We start from the raw sequence: 24,433 nt of genomic DNA, 5'->3' as shown, positions 1-24,433 counted from the left end.
CTCCCCTGTCACAACAGGTCGAATTTGCCTCACGACTCAACACAAGAATCCACTCACATCAAGGGAATTGCTTATCACAGTCACCAGCATTACTACGCATCTTCGCGTTTATTTCCATGCGCCATTACGCACACGCTGAAGATTACACTGCAAATCAACTCACAACACACTGGTAAGTACATCCCAATGAATCACATTCAAAAAAACAGTGCGAAACACGTGTTCCTACGCCAGTAATTTCCCGACGCCGCAGACCGGGACATACACCGTTGTCCTTTGGCATCATTAGCTAAAGAAGGCGCAGCGAGATCAAGTTCTAACACGCCTCACACTCGTGACGATCTCGGCGGCCTTCAGCGTCGCGGCCTCTGCCGAATTCATGTGCGCAGTTCATGTGCCCAGAGCATGCCCCATGTGCAGCAGCCTGCACTCAGAAATGCAGATCAAAGAGAATGGCTTCAACCGGCTCCGAGTTCGCCAAAGCCAAAGCCATCGATTCGGATCGCTGTGGCAATGCAAATAATGATCTGCAGTGCGTAGAACACCATCAGCGTTCGTGATCCCAGCCAGGTCGTCGTCAATCGGCTGATCGCAAGAGAAGCACACCAGACTGGGTATGGCATCAGGAAAACCCAAAGTCTGGCCGCTTCTCCCATATTCTTTCCGCTCAGCCACAGCACTCCCCAGACGATCAACGGAAGCAGTAGCTCCCAGTATCGCGGCGGTCTGGTCCTGAAGGCGAAGACGATTCCGACGATGGCCATGATCGCCAGCGGAAACCCCAAAGCAAAGACCAACTCGACAGGATTTTCAAACAGCCAGGGGATGTAAGTCCGAACATGGTGCGAATAAAACGAAGCGTGATTGCGGATATTCTGAATCCACACCGCGAACAGATTCATCTTCCCGAGGAGCGCCCACAGCAGCAGCCATCCTCCCAATGCAATGGCTCCTCCCACAATGACATTGAACCGTGACCACTGCATCTTCTGCACTGGCAGGTCTGACGTTGCTGCTTTAGGAAGAACACCACATTGAATGAACATGATCAGCGCGACAGGGACAAACGCCAAACTCAGAGTCATGGCGACACACATGACGATTCCGGTCAGTGCTCCCAGCCCCAGGCTGTCTCGATCCAGTGCCTTGAGCCACAACCATTGAGCCCACATTGCCAGCCACGGAAACATGATGTCTGACTTCGGAAGAAAGGCTGCCGAAGCAGGCACCAGCAACCAGATTGCCGCAGTCCACCACGCCGATTCCGGGTCGACAAAACGTCGCGCCAGCAAGTACAGCGGGACACACGTTCCCGAGGCCATTACCGCCGTAATCAGCGCTCCCAGCCAGAGCACTGCGCCGTCGGCATCACTGAAATGCGATTTGCCTCTCGCCAATTCCGTCTCGCGGACAGCATCATTCCCATCGCGAATCTGCACTGGCTGCGTGGCCTTAATCAACGCCACCAAGCCGGGATACCGATCACACAGATTCGACAACGACATCAATCCCAAGGTCAACCCCGGTGGGTGTGTCCCCAGATGCAGATGATTCTCCGGGTTCGTACTGTCCTGAATCTGCGTCAGATACCCCTTCAGGAAGCCACCGGGATCATCTCGATGTTCCGTTGCCTGAGTAAAGTATCCCGACGAACGTTCATAGAACAATACGAACGGAATCCGGCTCAGACTGGCGATGCCCGGTGTTGACGCCACGAGAGAAAGCAGCCACAGAAACCCGAGCCCCCATAAGCCCAGCAGCAGGCCGATACGACGAGTCCGTGTCCCCCTTGCAAGCCAATCTCCACCGAGCCAGACATACCCCATCAGAAACAGCGCAACAACAACCGCAGGCCAGATCACCGCAAATAGCGGCATCTGCAAAGACAACCGTTCCCAGACCCATTCACCAGGAACTCCCAATGGGAGAGTCGTCTTCCAGAGAACTCTCCATTGCGCGAGCGCGCCGCACACGACCGCAGCCAGCAGCAAAAGAATCCATCGAGTTTGCCGCGGTGTCGCTGTCATTATGAATTCACCTTCAGGCAGGCAGAGCCTTCATTCTCACCACCAACGGATAACAAGAGCAATTGCTATTCACGGTCATTTACCCCGCTTCGAGACTTTGCGAGGCTTTCGAGCCTTCTTCGACTTCGCAACCTTCTTGACTGTCCCTGACTTCGTCGACTTGGAGACTTTCTTGGCTTTGGCTGGCTTTCCCGACTTCACTGGCTTCGACACCTTCGTCGCCTTCGTCGCCGCCTGAACCTTTTTCTTCCTGACGGCCTTTCGAGGTTTGACTGGCGTGTTGCGTTTCCGTCGACCTTTCACAATCGAGCGACCATCAGCAGTGCTTGGCGCACTCATCGTCGGCTCAGGAGCCCCATCCAATGCGGCCCCGACTTCCGCACGTTCAAGACGCTCCATGCCTGCCTGAACATAACTCTCGGACAAATCGAAGCCAATAAACTGTCGTTTCAGCTTCTTCGCAACAGCAAGCGTCGTCGCACTCCCGGAAAATGGATCCAGCACTTTATCATCAGCGTGCGAACAGAAGCGAACAATTCGCCCCAGCAATTGCTCCGGCATCTGGCATCCATGAAAACCGGCACGTTCCTTGAACGTCCCTGCAACACGCGGAAAATACCAGGTATCTTCGACAGACGAGAAGCAATCCGCGAGATCCTGTGGACGCAGAATCCAGGTATCGTCCGGCAACCGCCCTTCAGGATTCGCCCGTTTGTCACCGTAGACCAACTGCCTGGCCGATGGGATGCGATTCTCTAATTCCTCGCCGCGAAACGTGAACTCTTTAGCATCTTTCACGAAATAAAACAGATGGGCGTGCGACCGGCTGAACTTCTTCGAACAGTTGACGCCAAAGGTGTAATACCAGACCACCCAGCTGCGGCAATGAAACCCGATCTCCTGAGACAGAATCTTCAACTCGGCAGCATACTCATCGCCAATTGCCAGCCAGAAAGTTCCATTCGGTTTCAAGACCCGATGAACCTGAGAAATCCACTTTCTGGACCATTCAAGATAATGCTGGTGCTCCTGAACATCATGATACACGTCGTAACTGTATCCGATATTGAAGGGAGGGTCCGCAAACGCGAGATCCACGCTTCCCTCATCGAGCCGGGACATCCCTTCGACGCAATCCTGGAGATGAATTGTATTCCAGTGCATCGCCATCCTGTCCCATGCTGCTGCCGGCGGGATTCATGCAGAATCGCGCATCGTCCCGATTCACACTCAAATTTTGGTCAGGGGCATCATAGCGCACAGACTGGCACAGTAAAGCGACAGATTGCAAAATACGAATGCGGAGTCGCGACGCAATCGTTGCTGCACAGTTCACCCGACGCAGCATTTCACACCCTCTGATTCACGTACTCAGGACGCGCAATGCTCCCACTCCGACAAGGACTCTTCTCTTTCCTGTTTCTTCTGCAGGCGACGTTATCATTCGCCGCAGAGCGAAACATTGTCTTCTTCATCACCGACGACCAGAGTCCAACTCTGGGATGTTATGGCGATCCGGTTGCGGTGACCCCCAATGTCGATGCCCTGGCGAAAGACGGCATCCTCTTTCGAAATGCGTTCGCGACGACAGCGAGTTGCAGCCCAAGCCGCTCTGTTGTCATGTCCGGGCTCTACAGCCACACAAACGGCCAATACGGTCTCGCACATAGCTTCCATCACTTCGAATCATTTCCAAACGTCATCAGCCTGACGCTGCCACATACCTTGAGTAACGCCGGTTACCGCACAGCAATCGTCGGAAAACATCACGTCAGCCCGGAAGATGCGTATCGCTTTGAAACTAAAATCAACGCGAATGGGCGGAACGCGGTCATGATGGCGAACAACTCTAAAGAGTTCCTGACTGCGAAAGATGATCGCCCGTTTCTGCTGTACTTCGCCCCAAGTGATCCACATCGCGGAGGCGAAGTCGATAAGTCATCAACTTCCGAGGTGAAACCAAATCTGTTTGGAAACAAGCCCAACCGGGAATCGTTTCCAAAGGTGAAAGAAGTCTTCTATTCACCAGACAAAGTGCCGGTCCCTCATTTCCTGCCGGACACCAAAGAATGCAGGGAAGAACTGGCTCAGTATTACCAGTCCATTTCACGAGTCGATCAGGGTTTAGGCCGCCTCATTGAGATTCTGAAGGAAGCCGACCTCTATGACAAAACCCTGATCGTGTTCACTTCCGATCATGGAATCGCCATGCAGGGAGCCAAAACAACCGTCTATGACGCTGGACTCAACGTCCCGTTCATTGTCCGTAACCCTTATGAACCAAAACGTGGACTGGTTTCTCAAGCGATGATCAGTCACGTCGACATCACGCCATCACTATTGGATTTCGCCGGAGAACTTGATCACGAACTGAATCGCCCAAAGCATTGGGTTGCCCCGGAAGCGTACTGGAAAGAAAAAGGACTAAGACAAAACGATAATCGTTCCGGGTCGCAGAATTTCAGTACCTATCATGGTCGTTCATGGTTGCCACTCCTTGGAGCAGTCGATCAGGCACACCACCAAACCGTCTTCGCGTCTCACACCTTCCACGAAGTGCAGATGTACTACCCAATGCGGGTCGTCCGAGACCAGAAGTACAAACTCATCTGGAATTTGGCATCTGGTCTGCAAGTCCCATCTGCTGGAGACTTGTGGGCATCATCAGCATGGCTGGCACAGTATCAACTTGGCCCGCATGCCACCTACGGGAAGCGCACAGTGGGAACCTACCTCAAGCGGCCTCAGTTCGAACTCTACGACATTGAGCATGATCCAGAAGAGTCCGTCAATCTCGCAGCAGATCCACATTTTGCTCCAGTGATGGAAGAGTACCGTGAAAAGTTGCTCGCTTTTCAGCGGAAGACAAATGACCCTTGGATTCTGAAGTGGACTCGGGAGTAATCGCCGGCGGATCAGGCAAAGCCATTGAGCGCGCGGGGACGATCACGATCTCAATGCGCTTTGCCCCTGGCATCATCCAGTGTCATCTCGACATGGCGCACTTCCTGAGTTGCCACCAGCTCACACGCATCCAGATCAGTACAGAGGACAGACCCCAGCAGCGTCGGATTTTTCAATCGTCCACGAATGACAATCCACTCGCCTCGCTTTAACGACGACAGTTCTTTCTCGGCACCAACAGGACACCAGCAGCGAATAAATGGAGGGCCGAGCAGCGACTTGGAATCCAGAGCCGCTCGACTCTCCTGCATCACGAGAACGAACCCCGGTGCATTCGAATTCTCTTTCGGAATAGGATTGAGCTGATCGAAGTAGCCTTCCCAGATCATCTCTTTGCCCAGGTAATTCCGGAACTGTCGCTCTCTCTCGGCCTCCGTTCCGTACCGCTTCTCAACGGAGATCTGCCATTCCATCAGGCTGATCGGACTGGAATTCAACAGATCTTCAACCGTTTCGACCTTCTGGACTTCTGCAACAACTGGCTCTGGCTTCACAGCGAGCGAAGAAGGTCCCAGCCAATGCGTCAGCCAGGCTTTCAGAATGGCCGCAACAATACCGACCGCTAGTGAACCTAAACCCAGTCGTTGAATCGAACGACTATACCGACGAAAGAAGGTCTTACGATCCATCGCATGCCCCGCAAAGATTGGCCCTGATCATGTCAGTAACGATTGGCTCGCAGCTGAACTCCGCAGCCCTATCGCACTCATCAGCACGGTATCCCAAGTTCTCAATTCCACCAAGATGAGTTCGAGCAGCGCACCGACGCACACATCAACACTCCTCGATTGAATTGCAGGTCCCCAGGCAAAGGGCTACTGTGCATGGCAACTCAGCAGAGAAATTCAGACAGCGAAACTCAGACAGAGATCTCACAACAATCGCGATGTATTTCTGATTCCGTGTAACGAGATTCAATGTCACCCAATACCCGGAGAAATGAAATGGCCTCGATGCACTCGCCGACCGCCGCTTCCGCATCGTCACTGAATCGGCGTGACTTCCTCCTGACTGCAGGAGCCCTCTCGACGCTGGCAATGACACCGTCATTCGCAGCCCCCAACAACAAGAAATGGCGAGTCGGGGTCATCGGTCACACCGGTCATGGAAACTATGGTCACGGGCTCGATACCGTCTGGCTTTCGGTTCCAGAATCGGAAATCGTCGGTTTTGCAGATGCTGACCACGCTGGACGCGATAAACAGCAGAAGAAGCTTCCCGGCGTTCCTGCCTTCGCCAGCTACAAGGAAATGCTTGCGGAGCTGAAGCCTGATATCGTCGCCGTCGGAGCACGCCATATCACTGAACACCGCGATATGATCATGGCGGCCGCTGAGGCTGGTGCTCGGGGGGTGTACTGCGAAAAGCCATTCTGTCGCACCCCTGCCGAAGCGGATGAAATCATTTCCGCCTGCGAAAAATCGGGCACGCTCGTCAGCCTCGCGCACCGCAATCGGTTCCATCCTGCTATTCCAGTCATCGTGCAGGCGATTCAGGATGGCTTGATCGGCGATCTACTCGAAGTCAGGTCGCGTGGCAAAGAAGACCACCGTGGCGGGTGCCTGGACCTTTGGGTTCTCGGAAGCCATGACATCGATCTCGTCATCCCGATCGCAGGGAAAGCAGTCGCCTGCAGCGCCGTGATTCAAAAGGGAAACCGACCGGCAACTCAGGCCGATCTGTTCGAAGGAGACGAAGGCGTTGGCCCGATCTTGGGTGACCGGATTCACGCTCGCTTCGAACTCGAAAGTGGAATCCCCCATTATTTCGACTCCATTCGTGACAAGGGGGTCCGAGAAGCGAATTTCGGCGTGCAGTTCATCGGCAATAAAGGAATCGTGGATCTGCGGATCGACGTCGAGCCGCTGGCTCATTTCGTCCCCGGAAATCCCTTCCGCCCCACAACCGAACCTCGCCCCTGGATTCCGATTACGAGTGCCGGCGTCGGAAAGAAGGAAGTCAGCCCGGACATTGGACGCCATGTCGCCAACCATGTCATTCCGGTTCGCGACCTGTTTGACGCCATCACCAACAAGCGTCTCCCATTAAGCAACGCTGAAACCGGTCGACAGGTGGTGGACATGATCCACTCCGCTTATGCGTCCCATATTCTAGACGGGGCACGCGTCGAACTCCCCTTGCAGAATCGAGAGCACGGCTTGACCCCCTGGCTGAACTCGTAAGCCCTTCCCCCTCCAAGATCTGGCCCCCATAGAATTCTTTTGGACACGTTTCCAAAAATTCTTTGGGGGCCATTTGCGTAAAATCCAGCAAAAAGACGGCCCCCACCAGTCCCATTCCCCCTAAACTAAACATCACCAGCATTCAATTCGCTAAAACCGGAATATTCCCACAAGTTCACCGCCTCTCCTGCTCGATAACTCCCTTTGTCGGATTGGAATTGATTGACGTGGTGCGGAAAGACTCTGTGCCCAAACCCAACCCGCAGAGGTCATCGCAGCACTTGGAGGCGATCGGATGGCAACCTGGACGCGTCGTACCAAACGATGGGCCCTACTTGGCGCTCTCTTGCTGGCAACTTTGCCCAGCAGTGGTTGCTATGGCCCAATGATTTATTTACTCAAGGATGCAGCAATCGGGGGTTGGTTCTTCGGAACCACGATGCCGATTCCTGTTACTCCTTACTTCAGTCAGAAGATTGAAGATACTTACTGGGAGGAAGAACGATACAAACGCGTTCCAATCCTGGACCCGATTGAAGGCGAGAATGCTCCGCTCTTCTGTCTTGATCCACCACGACCAGACGAAGTGATGCGAGCCGTACCGGATGACGTTTCCGGTGGGGTTCCATTCCTGGCCGAAACCTTCCGTAACAATGTCCGCATTGTTGTCGAGAAGATCGTGGACCGAATTGACGAACCGCGGTTCTTCCCGCAGGTTGGTCCAGCTCGACTGCACCACTGTCACTATAAGTGCACGGTGTACTTCGAGAAGACAATTCGATCCAGCTGGCCAGTGCCATTCACTCATGTCGATCAGGTCGAGGAAGTGGTCTACATCGACCACGACTACCTGATTCGAGTTGCCGGACCGATGTCCCCGTAAGGGCGCACGTCCTGAACTTCGAACTGCTGCATCACTTCAGCCGTTCGAAGTTCCATCATTCTGAACCGACAAAAGACGGCTCGACCACAATTGGTGGACGAGCCGTTTTTCGCATTCAGAGATACACCCAGAGACGCAACGCGTTCGCTGCCAGAATCCCGATCGGTCTCACACTCGCGGATCAATACGTCGCGGGCCAGCAGACACTCTCTCAGACTCCCTGCTGGGGAACTTTGCTCCGGACGCTGTTCGGAATTCTCATTTCAGAACAATGCCGCCGTCGTTGATGATGTACTCGCGGATATTTTCGTCGCACCGGCTGCCTCGATGCTTGGCCACACAGAGGGCGCGACTCATTTTCGTCCCTTCGCGAATCTTCCCCATCAGGATGATCGTATTGGCGTTCGACAAGACGTCGCCACTTTCAATCGGCCGCGAAAGCAATCCATCCAGCATGACTTCATGCGATGTACACATCATGACGCAACCAACGTCCTGATGTTGATATGCATGGCTGGCAACAAGCTCGGCACACTCCCGGAAGTGAACACGCAGCAGATCTCGGGCGACCCAGTCAGATTCCTTTCTCAGAATCTGATGATAGATGTATTCGAACATCTCAAACTGAAACGAATCGCTCGCCCGATCTGATGGTTCAATCCCGTCAATGACGCAGCGACGCACTCCCTGACAGAAGTTTCCGTAGAAGAACGAGATGGTTTCGACGAGCTTTCGATTGAGCTCGACCTTCCACTCCCGCTTCTGGTCGGTCGACATGTCGCTCATCGTGACACGTTTCCCAGTCGTCTGAAACGGATGAGCCACATCCCAACGAACCTTCTCACGCACCCAATAGTCATTGGGAGTCATGGCTTCCCAATCTTTGGGACGGTCTGTCAGTTCCCAGCCAAACATCCGCTTCGCGTATTCCGAATGGTTTTGGGAATCTCCACGTGAGGTCATGTCGAACAGGATTCCGGTTTCCCCTTCCTGCTGTTTCCCTTGATACAGATACTGCAGTGCAAGTTGAGTCTTCCCGATCCCGGTCGCTCCCAACACAACAGTCAAAGTGCCGGGGATCAAACCGCCGCCCAACATCTCATCGAGTTCCGGGAGACCTGTGCTTTGTCGCGACATTGAAGTTGACTCTCTCAGATTAAATAACGATCGACTCGGAATCCCCGTCGCAATCATGAAGGGGAGACTTCATTCCTGCAATTCTCAGCTCAGGCCGACACCAGCATCACGACGCCATTCTCAGTTCTGCGTTTACCGTTCCCGCCAGAGAAGATGATCTGAAATATTGAGACGTGAACGCGCGAGCTCAATCTCCTTCCGAAACCGCTTTGCATCCAGCGGATAACCGCGAGTTGGCTTTAAATCCGGAATCGACTTCGTCCAATAGGCGTTGAACTGGTCCATTGCCAGTTCACGAACGTACTTGGCCAGAATCGAGGCACATGCCACTGGCAAATGACTCTCACCCTTCATTTGAAAACGGAGTTCCGTCGTCCCCACCCGATAGCGGCTGATTGCCTGACTTTCTTCCAGACGAAGAATCATCCGGCCATCCAGAATCTCAGAAATCAATTCGTCATAGCGGTTGCGGCCACCATGCTTGTCCCCGACAAACACCGTCTTAACGGGAAGTTCTGCTTCCCAGACAGACTTCAATAATTGAAACGCAAGTCTGGAGAGTGCCAAACTCTTGTTACTCCCGATCGCCGTTGCCAGAACATTGAATCGTTCTTCGACGACAACATCGCAGCGAATCGCTCGCAACTGCGTCCCGGTGATTTCCATTCGTTGCTGCAGTTTCCCTGCAAGGTCGTCAACCTGCTGACGTGACGCAACAACGGGCAACGCAAGATCGTCGTGATACCACGGGGCGAGCATCTTCGCATCAAACCGGGAGTCGTTCCCCCCTGTCAGTACTTTCCACAATTCATGAAACGAACCGACAGAGTGTCCCAGTGTTTTCAACAGAGCCAGCGCGGAGCGTTCCAGGGATGCAAAGCCATGTTTCCCGGTGAAGACCACTTTCGAGTCAGCAAGATGCAACTGCGTCCCGTTCGCGTGACCAACAGCGGACACCACTGGAGCCAATGCCTGATAGAAATCAAACTTTGTCGGACAGCCAGGCGTATCCCACTTCGTCACGCCCAGCAGTAACGGGCCCAGATTAGGTCCATACCCCGCTTCATCCATCCCCAGAAAACAGCCACGTTCCATCGTATTTCTTGCCAGCGTCTTACTTGCCAATGCAGATTATTTACCAATACAGAATCGGCTGAAGATACGATCAAGGATGTCATCGGTATAAACCTGTCCCACGATGCGTCCGAGATGTTCCAGCACGTCTCGCAACTCAAGTGCGATCAATTCGTCACCGGAACTGGTCCCGATGAGACTCTTCGCCCGATGGACTCCGGCTTGCGCATGTCGCAGGCTTTCAGAGCATCTGGCAGCAGTGGTCCCGATCATCTCGGAACCTTGAGTCGCTGTCGAGAGTCGTCGGGCGACTTCCGCGCGGAGTGCAGCAACTCCCTGACCACTCTCTGCCGACACGGCTAATACGCCACCAGGCAAAACTTCATTGAATGAATGTGAGTTTGTTTCTGACAGTGAAGCATCATTGGCGAGATCCAGATCCGCCTTAGTCCGAATTCGCAGTATCTCACCGTTGTGATCCTGTAGCTGACTCAGCAGATGTTGATCGAGATTTGCTTCCTCTTCCGTCAGAACTGATGAAGTGCACCAGACAATCAGATCCGCTCGGTCAAACTGATCAGTCCGAAGCACCGCGGCGGCTTCTTCAATCCCATCTCGTGCGGTTTCCCAGCCTGCGGTATCGACGAAGTCGCATTGCGTTCCGTCACAATCGACCGGCGCAGAGAGATAGTCGCGTGTCGTCCCTGGGACTGGCGAAACCAGCGCCGCATCATTCTCGGTCAGTTTATTGAATAGCGTGCTCTTCCCTGCGTTCGGCAGCCCTCCCAGCACAATGCGCCACCGGCCGGTTGTCTGCATGCGATCAAAGGCCTGCTTCAGGAGTTGTTCCAGCCAGACCTCGGCTTCTTCAAGTCGCCGCATCAACTCAGGCCGCGAAACGAAATCGATATCTTCTTCAACGAAATCGAGACCGGCTTCCAGATCAGCCAGATGCAAAAGCAACTGCTCGCGCACAACTGCGATCTTGCCCGAGATCCCGCCGCCCAATTGCGACAAGGCCGTCTCCAGTTCGACCTGGCCGACAGCATCGATCACACCCAAAACGGCTTCCGCCTGAACGAGATCAATTCGCCCGGCGAGAAACGCACGCAAAGTGAATTCACCCCGTTCTGCAGGCCGTGCTCCACTGACACAGACCTGTTCGAGAACCTCTTCAATCAGCGGTGGCGACCCGACGAAGTGTAACTCAGCAAGCGGTTCACCAGTGAAGCTTCGATGATTGGGCCAATAGAGCAACTCGCCTGACAGGGAGAGATCGCCACCTGCAACCGGAATGGTGACAGGAACCGCAGTTGCCCGACGCACCGTCTCAGGAAACGGATCGTGGTTTAACAACCGTCCGAAGACATCCCGAACATGCTGACCACTGATCCGAATGAGCCCACGTACCGCTGCTCCCGGAGGAGACGCAACGGCAGCAATCGTATCATCAAAACAAATCGCCATGAGAACTCAACAATTCAGCCGCAAAACAAGTCAGAGTCGGAGCAGAACATCACAGGAGATGCGAACGAAATCACACCCATTGATTCGCATCATTCATCGCGGATCAGCACTTTGAACTCCGGCAGTTCCCTGATCGACGCCAGATCTGGGTCCTTCTGCATCCATTCAAACTGATTGAACCCCAATTCGATAGATTCCTGCAATTTGGCGATCGCCTCTTTCTGAAGTTCCTCGATCCGTGCCTTTTGTTCCGCAGTTGGCGAGTTCTTCTGCAGGTACTCAATGGAGCGAGCATAGACGCAGGCAGAGTTATAAGGGTAATAGCGATCCTCTGGAAATGAGGCGGCATGCCCCTTCACAAACTGAACCGCCTGATCTCCCTCGCCCTGAATGGCCTGCACAATTGCAACTCCAGTCACGGCCTGACTGTCAAACGGATCCAGCTCGAAGGCCTTTTTGAAATCGTTCCCGGCTTCTGGAAATTGATTCTTACGAAGGTAGGCGTTTCCTCGCGAAGAATAGGCGTCAGGCAACTCAGGATTAATCAGAATCGCCATCGAATAAGATCGGATTCCCCCATCGAGATCATCCTCGATCACCTGCATATTTCCGGCTTCAACGAAACGTGACCCAGGCAATCGGCTTCGCCAGCGTTTCAATCCGGCGTCGACGATTTGAATTCCGGGGACGTTTTTCGATTCGAGTGCCTGAGTTCGAAAACGACGCAGTTGCTGCACAGCGGCCGGGGTTCCGATATCTCCCAACGACTCGCAAATCTGCCCGACTTCATCTCCTTCAGAGGTCGCAAGAGCTTCCCCCAGCAACTGGATGGCCGCATCGGTCCGCAAGTTCTTGAGAATCTGAATCGCCGTCGCCCGTAGCAGAGCGTCGTGAGTCATAAAAACCCGCTTTGAAAACTCAAGTTGCACTTCAGTCGACATTCGTGCTGTCAGGTTCAGAGCAGCCTCTTTCTCCTCAGCATCGAACCCTTCGAACATCTTCAACACCTGACGACAATCATTGTCCGTACCGAGGACACCAATTGCCTCAATCAGGCGCGCCCGAGGCACTTGTGATTTCGCCATGGATTCCAGCAGGAGCGGCGCCGCACGAGATTCACGTTTCCGTTCCAGAAGAGACAACATTCCGGGTGTCAGATTGCCGGATTTCAGCTGCTGCATCGCATACTTCAAAGCAGATTGTTGGGACTCTTGATCAGCACTGACAGACAGCACCTGAAACGCGATCTCGGCCACGGAAGAATCTTCGCCAGCCAGTGCAGAAATACAGATCTGACTCAGGTCACGATGCCCCACCCGCTTCAACACTTGAATCGCAGACTTCCGCACTTCAGGTCGTGGGTCTTTGACGCATTTTGTTAAGTATTGATCCCAGGCAGGTGAATACGCTTCTGCCAGAATCGGCAATGTCCATTCGCTCTGCAATTTGAGTTCAGGATCGTCCAGCACACTCACCACACTCTGCAAACGAGAATCAGAGGCAACCGAGACCAATGATCTCAACGCAAGCTGAGCTGTTTCTCGATCACCACCTCGCAGCATTTTCAACAGAAACTCTTCCGCCTTTGGCTGGTAACCCAACGCGAGAACAGCTTGACGCTGAACATCCGAGGATTCCCCCTGAGCCAGTTTCATCAACGTCGAAACAGACTCTGACCCCAAACGTGATGAACTGAGTGATAGCGCTGCGTACTGAGACAATGGGTGACCTGATTGAATTTCACGCAAGGCCGTTGCAGCGTCAACCCGATCGAACACTTCCTTGAGTATCGACACCGCCCCGGCTTCCGGAGTCTCAAAGATGTGACGACGCCCATCGTCCCATTCAAGAGCACGTTCGTTCCCAGAGGGCAAACGACTGAGTGCAATCTGGCGAACGGTTGGTAACGTCGGCAGCTGCAGCAACAAGGAATTCCCGACATCTTCAGGCACGACTGTCGAAACAAGCCAACTGAACAGAACCTCATCGCTCGGGGTCGAGCCAGGCGCCCAGTCGATCAGAAAGCGTTTGCGGCCTTGTTCTGATGCCCGATTCAATCGTTCCGCCAGCAGCGCGGAATTCACGCGGTTCAACTGACCATGAATCGTGAACATGGTCAGGCTGTTCCCCGGCCCCAACTGCTGTTCAGTCAGTGCGAGTCTCGCATTCTGTTGAGCAATCAGATCCAGCGAATACTTCGCCCCGTCTTCCGCTTCAAGTTCGAGCTTCATCTCTGGCATCGCCTGAACAGATTCCAGGCCAAAAAACACGCACCAGAACGTTGCTGCTTGCCCTGACGGAATAATAATCCGTCGCGGCGACTCCAGCTTTCCATACGGAATCGGGTTCTCTCCGTACGTCCAGTCGATCTCAACTGGGGCAACTCGATACTTGCGGTTCGATCCCGCTCCCGCCTCAATCCGTGTTCCAGCGACATCGAGGAAAATCTTTTCCCGATGAATTTCCAATTCTTTGTCCGTCGTGTTTCCCACCGAAATCCGCAGGACTGCGTAACGATATCCTTCGCCAGAATAGACATCGCTCGAGCCAACGAAGATCCGCTCCACCCAGAGCAACACAGGGCGATCAGCCAAAGCTGCAACCGCTTGACCACCGGGACGTGCAACAGCAGTGGCAATCATCTTTTGAATGTCACTGGCATCGGTCATTAACATTTTTCTCAGGTCATCTTCAAGAACCTGAGCCCGAGCCACCTGTCCGCAGAATGCAACGGCGACGAAACAGCAGAACGCCAGAGCCAGTGTGCGAATCTTCCATAGCCAACGACAGAGCAAACCCATAGCCGCACCGAGTCCAACATCGGACTGAATACTCCGACCCTGACCTGCAAGGGGACTTACCGAGTGTGTTGAACCGCTTCCGGGAAACGATTTCATCTTGAGCACTGCGTCAACCACTGGCCCTCCTGAGGAAAATCATCTGGAAGATTTTGCTGAAGATATGGTAACACTCCGCATTCCAGAGAGTGAGAGTAAAAGTCGAATATCCCCCAGTGTCACACCGCATTTCCCCGATACGTTGTACCTGCTGGTTCCAGACGTCCGATTCCCATCAGAAATCGCCCCAAAGCGTGACCTGCAAAAGACGTTCTGGAAGGAAGAAATTCGACGTTCCCCACCATCGCCCTTCGCCTCAGAGGCTCGCCAGTGACCATGACATCATTTTTCCGCCAACAGCATTTCCAATTGGTCGTTGCGGCAAGCACTCTCTGGGCAGTCGGATGCGGAAAAAATCCAACAGACGTTCCCCAAGCGGAATCGATCACGAAGCAGGAATCGTCTCCTCAGGCAAAGGTCCTCCAGACAGCATCTCTCGGAAACGAGGCAACTTCGCAAGAGTCCGTGGCCGTATCTGGTGATTCCCCTGCCTCCAGCGCGATGAAAGTTGCAGAAGCGTCCCGCGATCCGGTGAAAGAACGTCAGGCAAATGAACTTGTGGCCACACTTCTACGCCCTGGGACCGAACCAGAAAACTGGGACGCGGCCCACGCGGAATTACTGACGCTGGGAACGTCAGCGGTCCACGTACTGATGGGGAAGCTCTCATCAGGAACCGACGAAGAACGCGAACTCGCAGCAACGGCACTTGCTCTGGTCGGAGAAGACGCAAGCATCGCAACGGACACATTACGAACCGCCCTGAAAGATCGCTCGCCATTTGTTCGCGCCAACGCCGCTGCAGCACTTTTACAATGGCCGGATCATTCAGCTGAAGCCATTCCGGCTCTGATTCACCTTCTGAATGAATCTGATCCACAGATCCGCCAGCTGTCGGCGATGAACCTGAGTGCACTGGGAGAAGAAGCCGGTCCATACGTTGCAGACCTGCAACGTACATTAACCATGACGAACCCACCGGAAGTTGTGACCCCTGTCGTTGAGCTTCTCGGGCGGATCGGTCCCTCAGCTGAACCAGCGATCCCGGTGCTCCAGAAAATTGCATTCGAATCAGAAGGTGACGTTGCCACCGCCGCGCAACAAGCAATTCAGCTGATCAAGGCGACCGGGCCGGACGACAACAAAACTCCGTAACCTGTTTTGCAGTGATCATTTGCAATCCTCACCAGCAGCAAAACCGCAGACGAATTCCCGTCTAAGATGCAGTTGCTGGCTGAAGAAAAGTCACGTTTGCCAGAGAATCCCTATTGAATGGGCCACGCCACAGAAGCGTTTTCCACCCAAAACTCTGCGCCCCCTCTCCTTTGCGGGTTGACGCTCGTAGGCCGATTCTAGGCATCTTCCAGAAAAAGCCCGCTCGACATCCGGGTTTCTCCACTGATCCGGTCCAAACAAATCGAATTTAGCGAATTTAGCTGTGGATTGTTCCAAACAATCCGCGTTAAACCGAGATATGGCGCCTACCAAATCTGCGGGTCATGCCAAGCGAAGCTTTCCGGATTGATTCGTTTAGCCGGATGTTTCAGACAATATGATTGCAGGGCGTTCTCGGCGATCGATACCATCACTAGATTGCAGCAATTGCGCCCCGATTTTATAGCTCGGCATCCATCCGCATCAGGCGTGCTTGTTCAACCGTAACGGTATTCCCGCAACATCATCTATTGAGTCTCAGGCAGAACCACTCTGTCGGGACGACCAAAATGAGGCTGCCCATGTCTCTTTGTCGATCTGCCCTCTTTGCGTTCGCATCCGTTCTCGCGGTTCAAGGCATTGCCCACGCTCAAAAAGAGAAGCCGCTGACCAAAACAGAATTCGATCCAGATGCAAAGCAGGTCGAACTGTTCGATGCTCTGGACGAAAAGCTGATCGACTACAAGCTCATTGCGAAGAACGCGATGGGCGGAGCCCTGTTCATCACCAATAAAACTGATGAACCACTGTCCGTCAAAATGCCAGACAGCTTCGTCGCAGTCCCTGTTAACGCCCAATTTGGCGGTGGCATGGGCGGCGGTATGGGTGGTGGAATGGGCGGCGGTATGGGTGGTGGAATGGGCGGAGGCATGGGAGGCGGCGGCCAGCAATCCATGGGCGGCGGTATGGGTGGCGGCGGCATGGGCGGAATGGGAGGCATGGGCGGCGGCGGTATGGGAGGCATGGGCGGTGGTGGAATGGGCGGAAACCAAGGTTTCTTCTCCATCCCAGCTGAAAAAACCCTGCGAGTTCCTTACACCTCAGTCTGCCTGAACCACGGACTACAAGAGCCGATGCCACACTCCAAGTACCGCATCGTTCGCACCGAAGAGTACACCAACAATCCAGTCCTGCAGTCACTGATCTCTATGGTTGGGACTGGTCGCCTGAATGGTCAGGCTGCTCAAGCCGCAACCTGGAGCATCACTGACAATCTTTCATGGCAGCAGCTCGCAAACAAACGCGACACAACGTCTTACACACCAAGCTCACGCCGATACTTCTCAACAGAACAGCTGATGGCGGCTCAGAATATTGTTTCCACAGCACACAATGTTGCTGTTGAACGCCAGAAGGCGAAAGAAAACGGCGAACAGCCAAAAGCAGAAGCAACTCAAACGACACCTGTTCGAGTTCTGCAAACCCGATAGTCGACTCCGGCGAAGCAAAAGGAGCCCTGAGTGCAGATGAGATAAAAACCACTCACAGCGGGGTTCGAATTCACCGCTGAATTTGAAAATCAGAATCTACTCAAGCCCGCACAGAATACTGTGCGGGCTTGTTTCATTTCAGGCTTTCACCAAGCACCACACAGACAGGAAGTACACTGCGGAACACATAGAAATTGCAGCACAGCAAACATCTCGCGGCAGCAAAACAGAAGAATCCGGCCTGACGAATCCTTGACGTTCAAACTACTTCCAATACGATCCCACCGCCGCATCAGTCAACACTGATTCGTATGCGACTCTTTCCGCAACCTCACAGAATCACGCACTGAGGCCACACATCGAGACCCCACGGGAATCTCGATATCGATTCTGGGTTGCTGACAAAATTAAAAACCCACGGGCGGCACAGGAAATTAAGCTTAACTTCCACCTTCGGAGAATCTTTATGTTACGTCGACGCATCTCAATCGGTGTTTTGTGCTGTGGACTTGGACTTGCGATGAACTGGGCAATCCCAGCCTCCGCACAGAACGACACCAAACCTAAAGGCGATTCAAAACCCGCCCAACAGGTCGATAGCGAGAAGCAGGACGCAACAAGGAAGAAAGCTGTCCCTGCGAACTTCGGCAAGCTGGGACTCAACGATGGTCAACGCGAGTCAATCAATCAAATCCAGGACGAATACGAAGTCAAACTGGAAAAACTCCGCGAAGAAATCAAGAAGCTGACAAACGAGCGGAACAAGAAAATCGAGAGCACGCTCACCAACACGCAACGTACTCTCCTGAAGGAAATTCGCGCCGAGAAACGCGAAGATGCGACCAAAAAGGACAAAGACGCCAAGACAGGCAAATAACTCGACGCTTCAGAGCTGAGTGGCCTGTGATCTGACGACCTCACGACTCTGAATATTTGAGGCCACTTTCTCTTCAAACGATTCTGCCAAAAGAAAAGCCCCTCGACGACTTAGTCACCGAGGGGCTTCATTATTCAAGCAACACGAATGCAAACGTGTTACGAACCTTGTCGTGCGAAGCGACGCTTGCGTGGTGGACGACCGCCTTGTGCCGAACCTCCACCGCCGCCCTGTCCACCGCTACCACCGCCACCTGGACGATAGCCGCCGCCCTGTCCACCGCTACCACCGCCGCCTGGACGATAGCCGCCGCTCTTGCGTTGACCTTCAGCTGGACGCCCTTCACTTGAGCGACCTTCTGGAGACCGGCCTGGACCGCCTCCCTGTCCACCACCACCACCACCGCCGCCGCCACCTGGGCGATAGCCGCGATTCTGTCGCTGCTGGAACGGGCTGCGTGAACGTGAGCCGTAACCACCGCCTCCGCCGCCACGACGATCGCCGCCGCGACCACCTGATCCACCACGACTTGAACCGCGAGGGCTCTTGTCTGGATACTCTTCGTGAACTGGCAGATTCTGGTTGATCAAACGCTCAATCGCACGCAATTGGCCACGTTCGGTTGAGTCACAAAGGGTCAGAGCGATTCCGCTTGCCCCTGCGCGACCAGTTCGCCCGATACGATGCACGTACGATTCCGGATCAACCGGCAAATCGTAGTTGATCACGTGAGTCACTCCGTCGACGTCGAGCCCGCGTGCTGCGAGATCAGTTGCGACCAGAACATTCAAACGTGGTGAGCGGAACCGCTCTAATGTTCGTGTTCGGGCAGCCTGTGACTTGTTCCCGTGAATTGCGTCCGCTTTGAAGCCGCTGACTTCCAACTGCTTCGCAAGCTTGTCTGCTCCACGTTTGGTACGTGTGAAGATGATCGCCTTGCCTACTTCAGGCTGCTGCAGCAGCTGATCCAGCAATGGACCCTTCGCCGAATTCGAAACGTGCAACACCTGTTGCTCGATCCGTTCAACAGTTGTGGACTGTGGTGCCACTTCGACTCGAACAGGGTTTACCAACAGGCCGGAGGCCAGACTGGAAATTGCACCTGGCAGGGTCGCTGAGAAGAACAACGAGTGACGTTCTTCTGGCAGTTCGGAAATAATGCGCTTCAAGTCAGGCAGAAAGCCCATGTCGAGCATTCGGTCTGCTTCGTCGAGCACGAAGACTTCCAGACGATCAAGGCGGATGTGTCCCTGATTCATCAAATCGAGCAGACGTCCTGGTGTTGCCACCAGAGTATGAACGCCGCGTTTCAGTGACTGAACCTGACGCCCTTGACCGACACCCCCGAAAACGCAAGTGACGCGTAGTTTCAGGAACTTGCCGTAATCAAGAAAACTCTCGCCGATCTGGGAAGCCAGTTCGCGAGTCGGAGCAAGAATCAGTGCGCGTGGTGAATTTGGAACGCAGCGCTTTGAGTCACTTCCCAACCGATTCAGAATCGGAAGAGCAAACGCCGCTGTCTTACCTGTTCCGGTTTGAGCGCAACCCAGAAGGTCTTTGCCTTCGAGCAAGTGTGGAATGGCCTGAGCCTGAATCGGAGTCGGAGTTGTGTACCCCAGTTCGCTCAGAGCGTTGTGAATTTCAGGAAGAAGTGGCAAGTCGGAAAACTGAATTGAATTCAATGCAAAACCTTTGAACAAATCAACAGCAGAAGCAGGAAGCCACCGACACTCGCCGGACGCAATCTTACTTCAACAGGAAGGCCGGCAGCTGCAACGAGGCAACTCCGGAGGGCCAGGCAAAAAGCAGTCTCGCAAATGCCCAGCCCTGGGAATGTGCGGACAGAAGAATTGCGTGAGGCACTGCGAAATCAGCGAACTGTCCAGACCAGAACACATCACCTGCGAAGCAGATAAAATATTCCAATGGAATGAACGGGATCGGTAGACTCGAACAGTTTCTCCCCCAAAACCAATTCTCAGGGGGCCGCAAACGCTGGTGTCGCCAGATTCGCTGCAAGAAAACATTGCGCGAAATTTGCGGCTAGGCCGTTTCGCGGCTGGAAACTGCACTGCATTAAGCAACAGTGTGCGAGTCAAACCGAGTCGAGGCCGAACAAACGAACGGGGCACAACACTCAAGTCGTCTACCCACGTTGTTTTCAGGAATGGCAAAGTGTAGTTACTCTGGCAGCCTGAAACAAGGGGCTCTTTTCAAAGTGATCGACAAACGTCCGGCAGGACTCTCTCGGATTCCGAAAATTCCGGGGTCCATTTATGACACATGCTCCTCCGGGAAACCCCGCCCTTCGCAGCTTACCAGACAAGCAGACTTGCCAGTTTCAAAAAAAACGTCACACTAACCCGCCCACAACCTGCGCCAGATCGATCGCGTTGAATTATGCGAGCGAAATCGGTATGCTTTTCCGCTTCCTCAGCAAGCCGAAAAACTCGGGAGCCTCAGACCACGCCAAAAGCACATGGTGGTCAACTCCTCTGATGACGATGTCAGGTTGAAGAATACAGAGCAAACCTGCCCCACAAGGTCAGGACAGCTCATCACTTACGAAGAATACACTGATTCAGGCCAGCAAGGATCGCGAAGCCGCGGCGACGCCGTTTGAGTCAGAACTGAACCCAAGTCGGTACAAAGTGGTCACCCCACGAGTGAGTTGTTCCCATGAGTACGTTGAAGAAAAACAAGCGTCTGAAACTGGCCAAGAAGTTCAAGGCATACGGCGAAAACAAGCCTGCCACCGGGAACAGCCTGTGCCAGCGCGGTAAAGCCAAATACCTCGGCGGAAACGGTCGCAAGACAACCGGCATCACTCGTCGTAAATTCAAGCTGAATCTTCAGCGCATCCGAGTTGTCGAAGACGGCGAAGTTGTACGTCGTCGCGTTCCAGTGAGCCTGATCCGTTCAGGAATGGTCGAGCGCCCAGTCGTTCGCACCCCATTCACTATTGCCGACAAATAATTGCCCTGACTGGCTGAATTGCAGTTCATCTCGCATACGCCAGTCATCAATTCACGAGAAAACCTTTAAAGAGAGCATGGCAAATTTGCCATGCTCTCTTTAAGCGATCAATTTGCGCCACAAACCAGACATCTCCAACGAGATGTCTGTGCTGAGAATTTTACTCAGCACATCAAACCCCACAGGTGCAAATTCGAGTGCTCGCCGACAGGTTCTCACGGTGGGGTTGTATCGGTTTTTTCACATCCATCTCTCGGGACTCTTGAAAGGTTCCGGGGTGTACTGATAGCTTGCATGCTCGCTCGGAGTAGCTGCTGAACGTCTGCGCGGAATGTGCAGACGGAATTCTTCACAAATAGCTGGCAGCCTAAACGACGGTGCGTCAAGTTGGTTTTTGGGATCGTGAATCTGCGTGCTAAACCAGATTCGCATTTCGCATCTCTAAGGAAATTTGAGAATGTCAAAGTACGTTTACGGTTTCGGTGCCGGCCAAGCTGACGGTGACGGCAGCATGAAGCCACTGCTCGGTGGAAAAGGGGCCAACCTGGCAGAAATGAACAAAATCGGTCTGCCAGTACCAGCCGGTTTCACTATCACCACCGAAGTCTGCACGTACTACTACGATCACGAGCGCACTTATCCACCAGAGCTCGAAGCTCAGGTTGACGCTGCGATCAAGCAAGTCGAAAGCACAATGGGTGCGAAGTTCGGCTGCAAAGAAAACCCACTCCTCCTGTCATGCCGCTCCGGTTCACGTGAATCGATGCCAGGGATGATGGACACCGTTCTGAACATCGGTCTGAACGAAGAAACCGTTGCTGCTCTGATCAAGCAGTCAGGCAACGAGCACTTCGCCTGGGACAGCTACCGTCGTCTGATCCAGATGTACGGGGACGTCGTTCTTGGCCTGAAGCCAGAGAAGAAGACCGACCCAGACCACTTCGAAGAAATTCTCGATCACGTCCGCGAACAGGCTGGCGTTGAGCACGAGAAAGACCTGACTATCGCACAACTGAAAGACATCGTCGCTCAGTTCAAAGAAGTCATCCGAAAGCACGCCAAGCAAGAATTCCCAACCGATCCAAAGCAGCAGCTTTGGGGTTGCGTTGGCGCTGTTTTCGGTAGCTGGATGAACGACCGCGCTCTCGTTTACCGTCGCCAGTACGGCATTCCTCACAACTGGGGAACAGCTGTTAACGTTCAGGCCATGGTCTTCGGTAACCTCGGTGATGATTGTGCAACCGGTGTCGGTCTGACACGTAACTGCTCAGTCGGTATCCCAGGCTTCTGCGGCGACTACCTGATCAACGCACAGGGCGAAGACGTTGTGGCTGGTACTCGTACCCCACTGCGTATCGAAGAGACTCTGGGCAAAGACATGCCAGAATCCTTCGCTCAGCTGACCGAGATCGGTAAGAAACTCGAAGGTCACTTCAAAGAAGTGCAGGACATCGAGTTCACCGTTCAGAAGGGCACAGTCTGGATGCTTCAGACCCGTAACGCCAAGCGAACCGGGTTTGCTGCTGTCCGTATCGCCGTCGACCTCGTCAACGAAGGTCTGATCGAAGAGAAGACCGCTCTGCAGAAGCGCCGTATTCCAGCAGACGACCTGAACCAGCTCCTCCAGCCGATCTTCGATCCAGCTGGCAAAGAAAAGGCTCAGAAAGAAAACCGCGTACTGGCGAAAGGGATCAACGCTGGTCCTGGTGCTGCAACCGGTCAAGTCGTCTTCCACGCTTCAGACGCTGAAGAACAGTGGAACAAAGACAACGATGTTCAGCTGATCCTGGTTCGTAAAGAAACCAGCCCAGAAGACCTTCGCGGTATGAAGGTCGCAAAGGGAATTCTCACCGCATTCGGTGGTGCTTCATCACACGCTGCTCTCGTGAGCCGCCAGATGGGCAAGACCTGCGTCTGCGGTTGTGCAGCCCTGAACATCGACTACGAAAAGGGCACAATCACCGTTGGTGAAACCGTTCTGAAAGAAGGAGACTGGATCTCCGTCGACGGCTTCACAGGCGAAGTTTTCGCTGGCAAGATTGAAACCAAGGCTTCCGAAGTCATGGAAGTTCTGCTTGGGAAAATGAAGCCAGAAGACTCAGAAATCTACAGCCGTTACGCTCAGTTGATGGCATGGGCAGACAAGTACCGCACACTGAAGGTCCGTGCAAACGCCGAAGCTGCTGACGCTGTGGCTGCAGTCGCTCTGGGTGCTGAAGGTGTGGGCCTGTGCCGTACCGAGCACATGTTCTTTGATCACCTCGACGAAATCCGCGAGATGATCTTTGCAACCAAGCAGGAAGACCGCGAGAAGGCACTGGCCAAGCTACTGCCATTCCAACGTGACGACTTCACCCACCTGTTCAAGACTCTCGGCGACAAAGCTGTGACGATCCGCCTGCTGGATCCACCGTTGCACGAGTTCCTCTCTGAGCACCACCTGCACGACGACGAAACTCTCGCGCCGAAGCTCGCGAAGATCTTCAACGTGTCAGTGGAACAGGTTCACCGTCGCGTCGACGAGCTGAAAGAATCCAACCCGATGCTCGGTCATCGCGGTTGCCGTCTGGGAATCGTTTACCCTGAGATTACAGCAATGCAGGCTCGAGCCATCATCGAAGCTGCTTGCGGTCTGAAGAAGCAGGGAATCAACGTTCACCCGGAAATCATGGTCCCACTGGCCGGATTCAAAGCCGAATTCGACAACCAGGCCAAGATCATCCGCGATACCGCTTCCACCGTGTTCAAAGAACAAGGCGTGGAAGTTGAGTACACCGTCGGAACCATGATCGAAATCCCTCGTGCAGCAATCACAGCTGACGAGATCGCCCAGGGTGCCGAGTTCTTCAGCTTCGGAACCAACGACCTGACCCAGACCGCACTGGGAATCAGCCGCGACGACTATAAGTCGTTCATCGGTCACTATCAGGAACTGGACATCATTCCATCCGATCCGTTCCAGACAATCGATCAGCCAGGCGTTGGCCAGCTGATGAAGATTGGTGTGGAAAAGGGTCGCTCATCCCGTCCAAACCTGAAGATCGGGATCTGCGGCGAGCACGGGGGAGATCCTAAGTCGGTCTTCTTCTGCCACGAAATCGGTCTCGACTACGTGAGCTGCTCACCACGTCGTATTCCAATCGCTCGTCTGGCAGCTGCTCAGGCAGCTCTCGACAGCTAAGACGTATTCATTCATGCAATCACCAGACGCGGTCACTTCACCGTGATCGCTTCTGGAATGCATGTCATCTGAAGCACTTCAGATGCGAATATGGGTTCAAATAAAACGAAGCCTCGGGCGTG

16 protein-coding genes are annotated in these 24,433 nt (G+C 53.8%); 8 read left to right on the top strand and 8 right to left on the bottom strand.

Going from position 1 to position 24,433, the window contains the following annotated elements; translation table 11 throughout:
• Positions 1 to 458: 458 nt before the first annotated feature.
• A complete protein-coding gene (locus SH527x_RS17465; protein WP_437191964.1) occupies positions 459 to 2,027 on the bottom strand; it encodes a hypothetical protein in 1,569 nt (522 codons plus the stop codon).
• 75 nt (positions 2,028 to 2,102) lie between these two features.
• A complete protein-coding gene (locus SH527x_RS17460) occupies positions 2,103 to 3,191 on the bottom strand; it encodes a DNA-methyltransferase (RefSeq protein ID WP_437191963.1) in 1,089 nt (362 codons plus the stop codon).
• A 219-nt stretch (positions 3,192 to 3,410) separates the two neighbouring features.
• On the opposite strand from SH527x_RS17460, the gene SH527x_RS17455 reads away from it, so the two are divergent.
• Positions 3,411 to 4,931, top strand: a complete 1,521-nt coding sequence (locus tag SH527x_RS17455) for a sulfatase family protein (RefSeq protein WP_437191962.1) — start codon at positions 3,411 to 3,413, stop codon at positions 4,929 to 4,931.
• A gap of 50 nt (positions 4,932 to 4,981) precedes the next feature.
• Here SH527x_RS17455 and SH527x_RS17450 read toward each other — a convergent pair whose 3' ends face one another.
• A complete protein-coding gene (locus tag SH527x_RS17450) occupies positions 4,982 to 5,620 on the bottom strand; it encodes a hypothetical protein (RefSeq protein ID WP_437191961.1) in 639 nt (212 codons plus the stop codon).
• 324 nt (positions 5,621 to 5,944) lie between these two features.
• On the opposite strand from SH527x_RS17450, the gene SH527x_RS17445 reads away from it, so the two are divergent.
• Together SH527x_RS17445 and SH527x_RS17440 are read left to right on the top strand one after the other, a co-directional pair.
• Positions 5,945 to 7,174: a Gfo/Idh/MocA family protein gene (locus tag SH527x_RS17445; protein ID WP_437191960.1), complete on the top strand. Its 1,230-nt coding sequence runs from the start codon at positions 5,945 to 5,947 to the stop codon at positions 7,172 to 7,174.
• A gap of 295 nt (positions 7,175 to 7,469) precedes the next feature.
• Positions 7,470 to 8,057, top strand: coding sequence for a hypothetical protein (locus SH527x_RS17440; protein WP_437191959.1), 588 nt, complete (start codon positions 7,470 to 7,472; stop codon positions 8,055 to 8,057).
• A gap of 258 nt (positions 8,058 to 8,315) precedes the next feature.
• Here SH527x_RS17440 and SH527x_RS17435 read toward each other — a convergent pair whose 3' ends face one another.
• From SH527x_RS17435 to SH527x_RS17420, 4 genes are all read right to left on the bottom strand, one after another.
• Entirely contained in the window at positions 8,316 to 9,194 is an 879-nt protein-coding gene (locus tag SH527x_RS17435; protein ID WP_437191958.1) for an RAD55 family ATPase, read from the bottom strand.
• A gap of 132 nt (positions 9,195 to 9,326) precedes the next feature.
• Positions 9,327 to 10,289 carry a hypothetical protein gene (locus SH527x_RS17430; protein WP_437191957.1) on the bottom strand — a complete coding sequence of 321 codons (963 nt, stop codon included), beginning with the start codon at positions 10,287 to 10,289 and terminating at the stop codon, positions 9,327 to 9,329.
• A 36-nt stretch (positions 10,290 to 10,325) separates the two neighbouring features.
• Positions 10,326 to 11,735, bottom strand: coding sequence for a tRNA modification GTPase (locus tag SH527x_RS17425; RefSeq protein ID WP_437191956.1), 1,410 nt, complete (start codon positions 11,733 to 11,735; stop codon positions 10,326 to 10,328).
• A gap of 89 nt (positions 11,736 to 11,824) precedes the next feature.
• Complete coding sequence (locus tag SH527x_RS17420; protein WP_437191955.1) at positions 11,825 to 14,632, bottom strand: TPR end-of-group domain-containing protein; 2,808 nt, start codon at positions 14,630 to 14,632, stop codon at positions 11,825 to 11,827.
• Between the two features lie 276 nt (positions 14,633 to 14,908).
• On the opposite strand from SH527x_RS17420, the gene SH527x_RS17415 reads away from it, so the two are divergent.
• The 3 genes from SH527x_RS17415 (at position 14,909) to SH527x_RS17405 (ending at position 18,154) form a co-directional block, all read left to right on the top strand.
• Positions 14,909 to 15,787, top strand: coding sequence for a HEAT repeat domain-containing protein (locus SH527x_RS17415; protein ID WP_437191954.1), 879 nt, complete (start codon positions 14,909 to 14,911; stop codon positions 15,785 to 15,787).
• A 581-nt stretch (positions 15,788 to 16,368) separates the two neighbouring features.
• Positions 16,369 to 17,277, top strand: a complete 909-nt coding sequence (locus SH527x_RS17410; RefSeq protein WP_437191953.1) for a hypothetical protein — start codon at positions 16,369 to 16,371, stop codon at positions 17,275 to 17,277.
• Positions 17,278 to 17,743: 466 nt separating this feature from the next.
• A complete protein-coding gene (locus tag SH527x_RS17405; RefSeq protein WP_437191952.1) occupies positions 17,744 to 18,154 on the top strand; it encodes a hypothetical protein in 411 nt (136 codons plus the stop codon).
• Positions 18,155 to 18,312: 158 nt separating this feature from the next.
• Here SH527x_RS17405 and SH527x_RS17400 read toward each other — a convergent pair whose 3' ends face one another.
• On the bottom strand, positions 18,313 to 19,827 hold the full coding sequence (locus SH527x_RS17400; protein ID WP_437194646.1) for a DEAD/DEAH box helicase: 1,515 nt from the start codon (positions 19,825 to 19,827) through the stop codon (positions 18,313 to 18,315).
• Between the two features lie 1,006 nt (positions 19,828 to 20,833).
• On the opposite strand from SH527x_RS17400, the gene SH527x_RS17395 reads away from it, so the two are divergent.
• Both SH527x_RS17395 and ppdK read left to right on the top strand, forming a co-directional pair.
• Positions 20,834 to 21,130 carry a 50S ribosomal protein L28 gene (locus SH527x_RS17395; protein WP_437191951.1) on the top strand — a complete coding sequence of 99 codons (297 nt, stop codon included), beginning with the start codon at positions 20,834 to 20,836 and terminating at the stop codon, positions 21,128 to 21,130.
• A gap of 457 nt (positions 21,131 to 21,587) precedes the next feature.
• The gene (ppdK, locus tag SH527x_RS17390; protein ID WP_437191950.1) at positions 21,588 to 24,311 is read left to right on the top strand and encodes a pyruvate, phosphate dikinase; all 2,724 of its coding nucleotides are present in this window, start codon (positions 21,588 to 21,590) and stop codon (positions 24,309 to 24,311) included.
• Positions 24,312 to 24,433 lie beyond the last annotated feature (122 nt).

This window comes from Planctomicrobium limosum, from assembly GCF_051465645.1.
Taxonomy (GTDB): Bacteria; Planctomycetota; Planctomycetia; order Planctomycetales; family Planctomycetaceae; genus Planctomicrobium.
This window is presented reverse-complemented; position numbering and strand designations above follow the sequence as displayed.

Coding starts and splice junctions, on each gene's coding strand:
- SH527x_RS17465 (WP_437191964.1), bottom strand. CDS start 2,027: ATGACAGCGACACCGCGGCAAACTCGATGGATTCTTTTGCTGCTGGCT.
- SH527x_RS17460 (WP_437191963.1), bottom strand. CDS start 3,191: ATGCACTGGAATACAATTCATCTCCAGGATTGCGTCGAAGGGATGTCC.
- SH527x_RS17455 (WP_437191962.1), top strand. CDS start 3,411: ATGCTCCCACTCCGACAAGGACTCTTCTCTTTCCTGTTTCTTCTGCAG.
- SH527x_RS17450 (WP_437191961.1), bottom strand. CDS start 5,620: ATGGATCGTAAGACCTTCTTTCGTCGGTATAGTCGTTCGATTCAACGA.
- SH527x_RS17445 (WP_437191960.1), top strand. CDS start 5,945: ATGCACTCGCCGACCGCCGCTTCCGCATCGTCACTGAATCGGCGTGAC.
- SH527x_RS17440 (WP_437191959.1), top strand. CDS start 7,470: ATGGCAACCTGGACGCGTCGTACCAAACGATGGGCCCTACTTGGCGCT.
- SH527x_RS17435 (WP_437191958.1), bottom strand. CDS start 9,194: ATGTCGCGACAAAGCACAGGTCTCCCGGAACTCGATGAGATGTTGGGC.
- SH527x_RS17430 (WP_437191957.1), bottom strand. CDS start 10,289: ATGGAACGTGGCTGTTTTCTGGGGATGGATGAAGCGGGGTATGGACCT.
- SH527x_RS17425 (WP_437191956.1), bottom strand. CDS start 11,735: ATGGCGATTTGTTTTGATGATACGATTGCTGCCGTTGCGTCTCCTCCG.
- SH527x_RS17420 (WP_437191955.1), bottom strand. CDS start 14,632: ATGAAATCGTTTCCCGGAAGCGGTTCAACACACTCGGTAAGTCCCCTT.
- SH527x_RS17415 (WP_437191954.1), top strand. CDS start 14,909: ATGACATCATTTTTCCGCCAACAGCATTTCCAATTGGTCGTTGCGGCA.
- SH527x_RS17410 (WP_437191953.1), top strand. CDS start 16,369: ATGTCTCTTTGTCGATCTGCCCTCTTTGCGTTCGCATCCGTTCTCGCG.
- SH527x_RS17405 (WP_437191952.1), top strand. CDS start 17,744: ATGTTACGTCGACGCATCTCAATCGGTGTTTTGTGCTGTGGACTTGGA.
- SH527x_RS17395 (WP_437191951.1), top strand. CDS start 20,834: ATGAGTACGTTGAAGAAAAACAAGCGTCTGAAACTGGCCAAGAAGTTC.
- ppdK (WP_437191950.1), top strand. CDS start 21,588: ATGTCAAAGTACGTTTACGGTTTCGGTGCCGGCCAAGCTGACGGTGAC.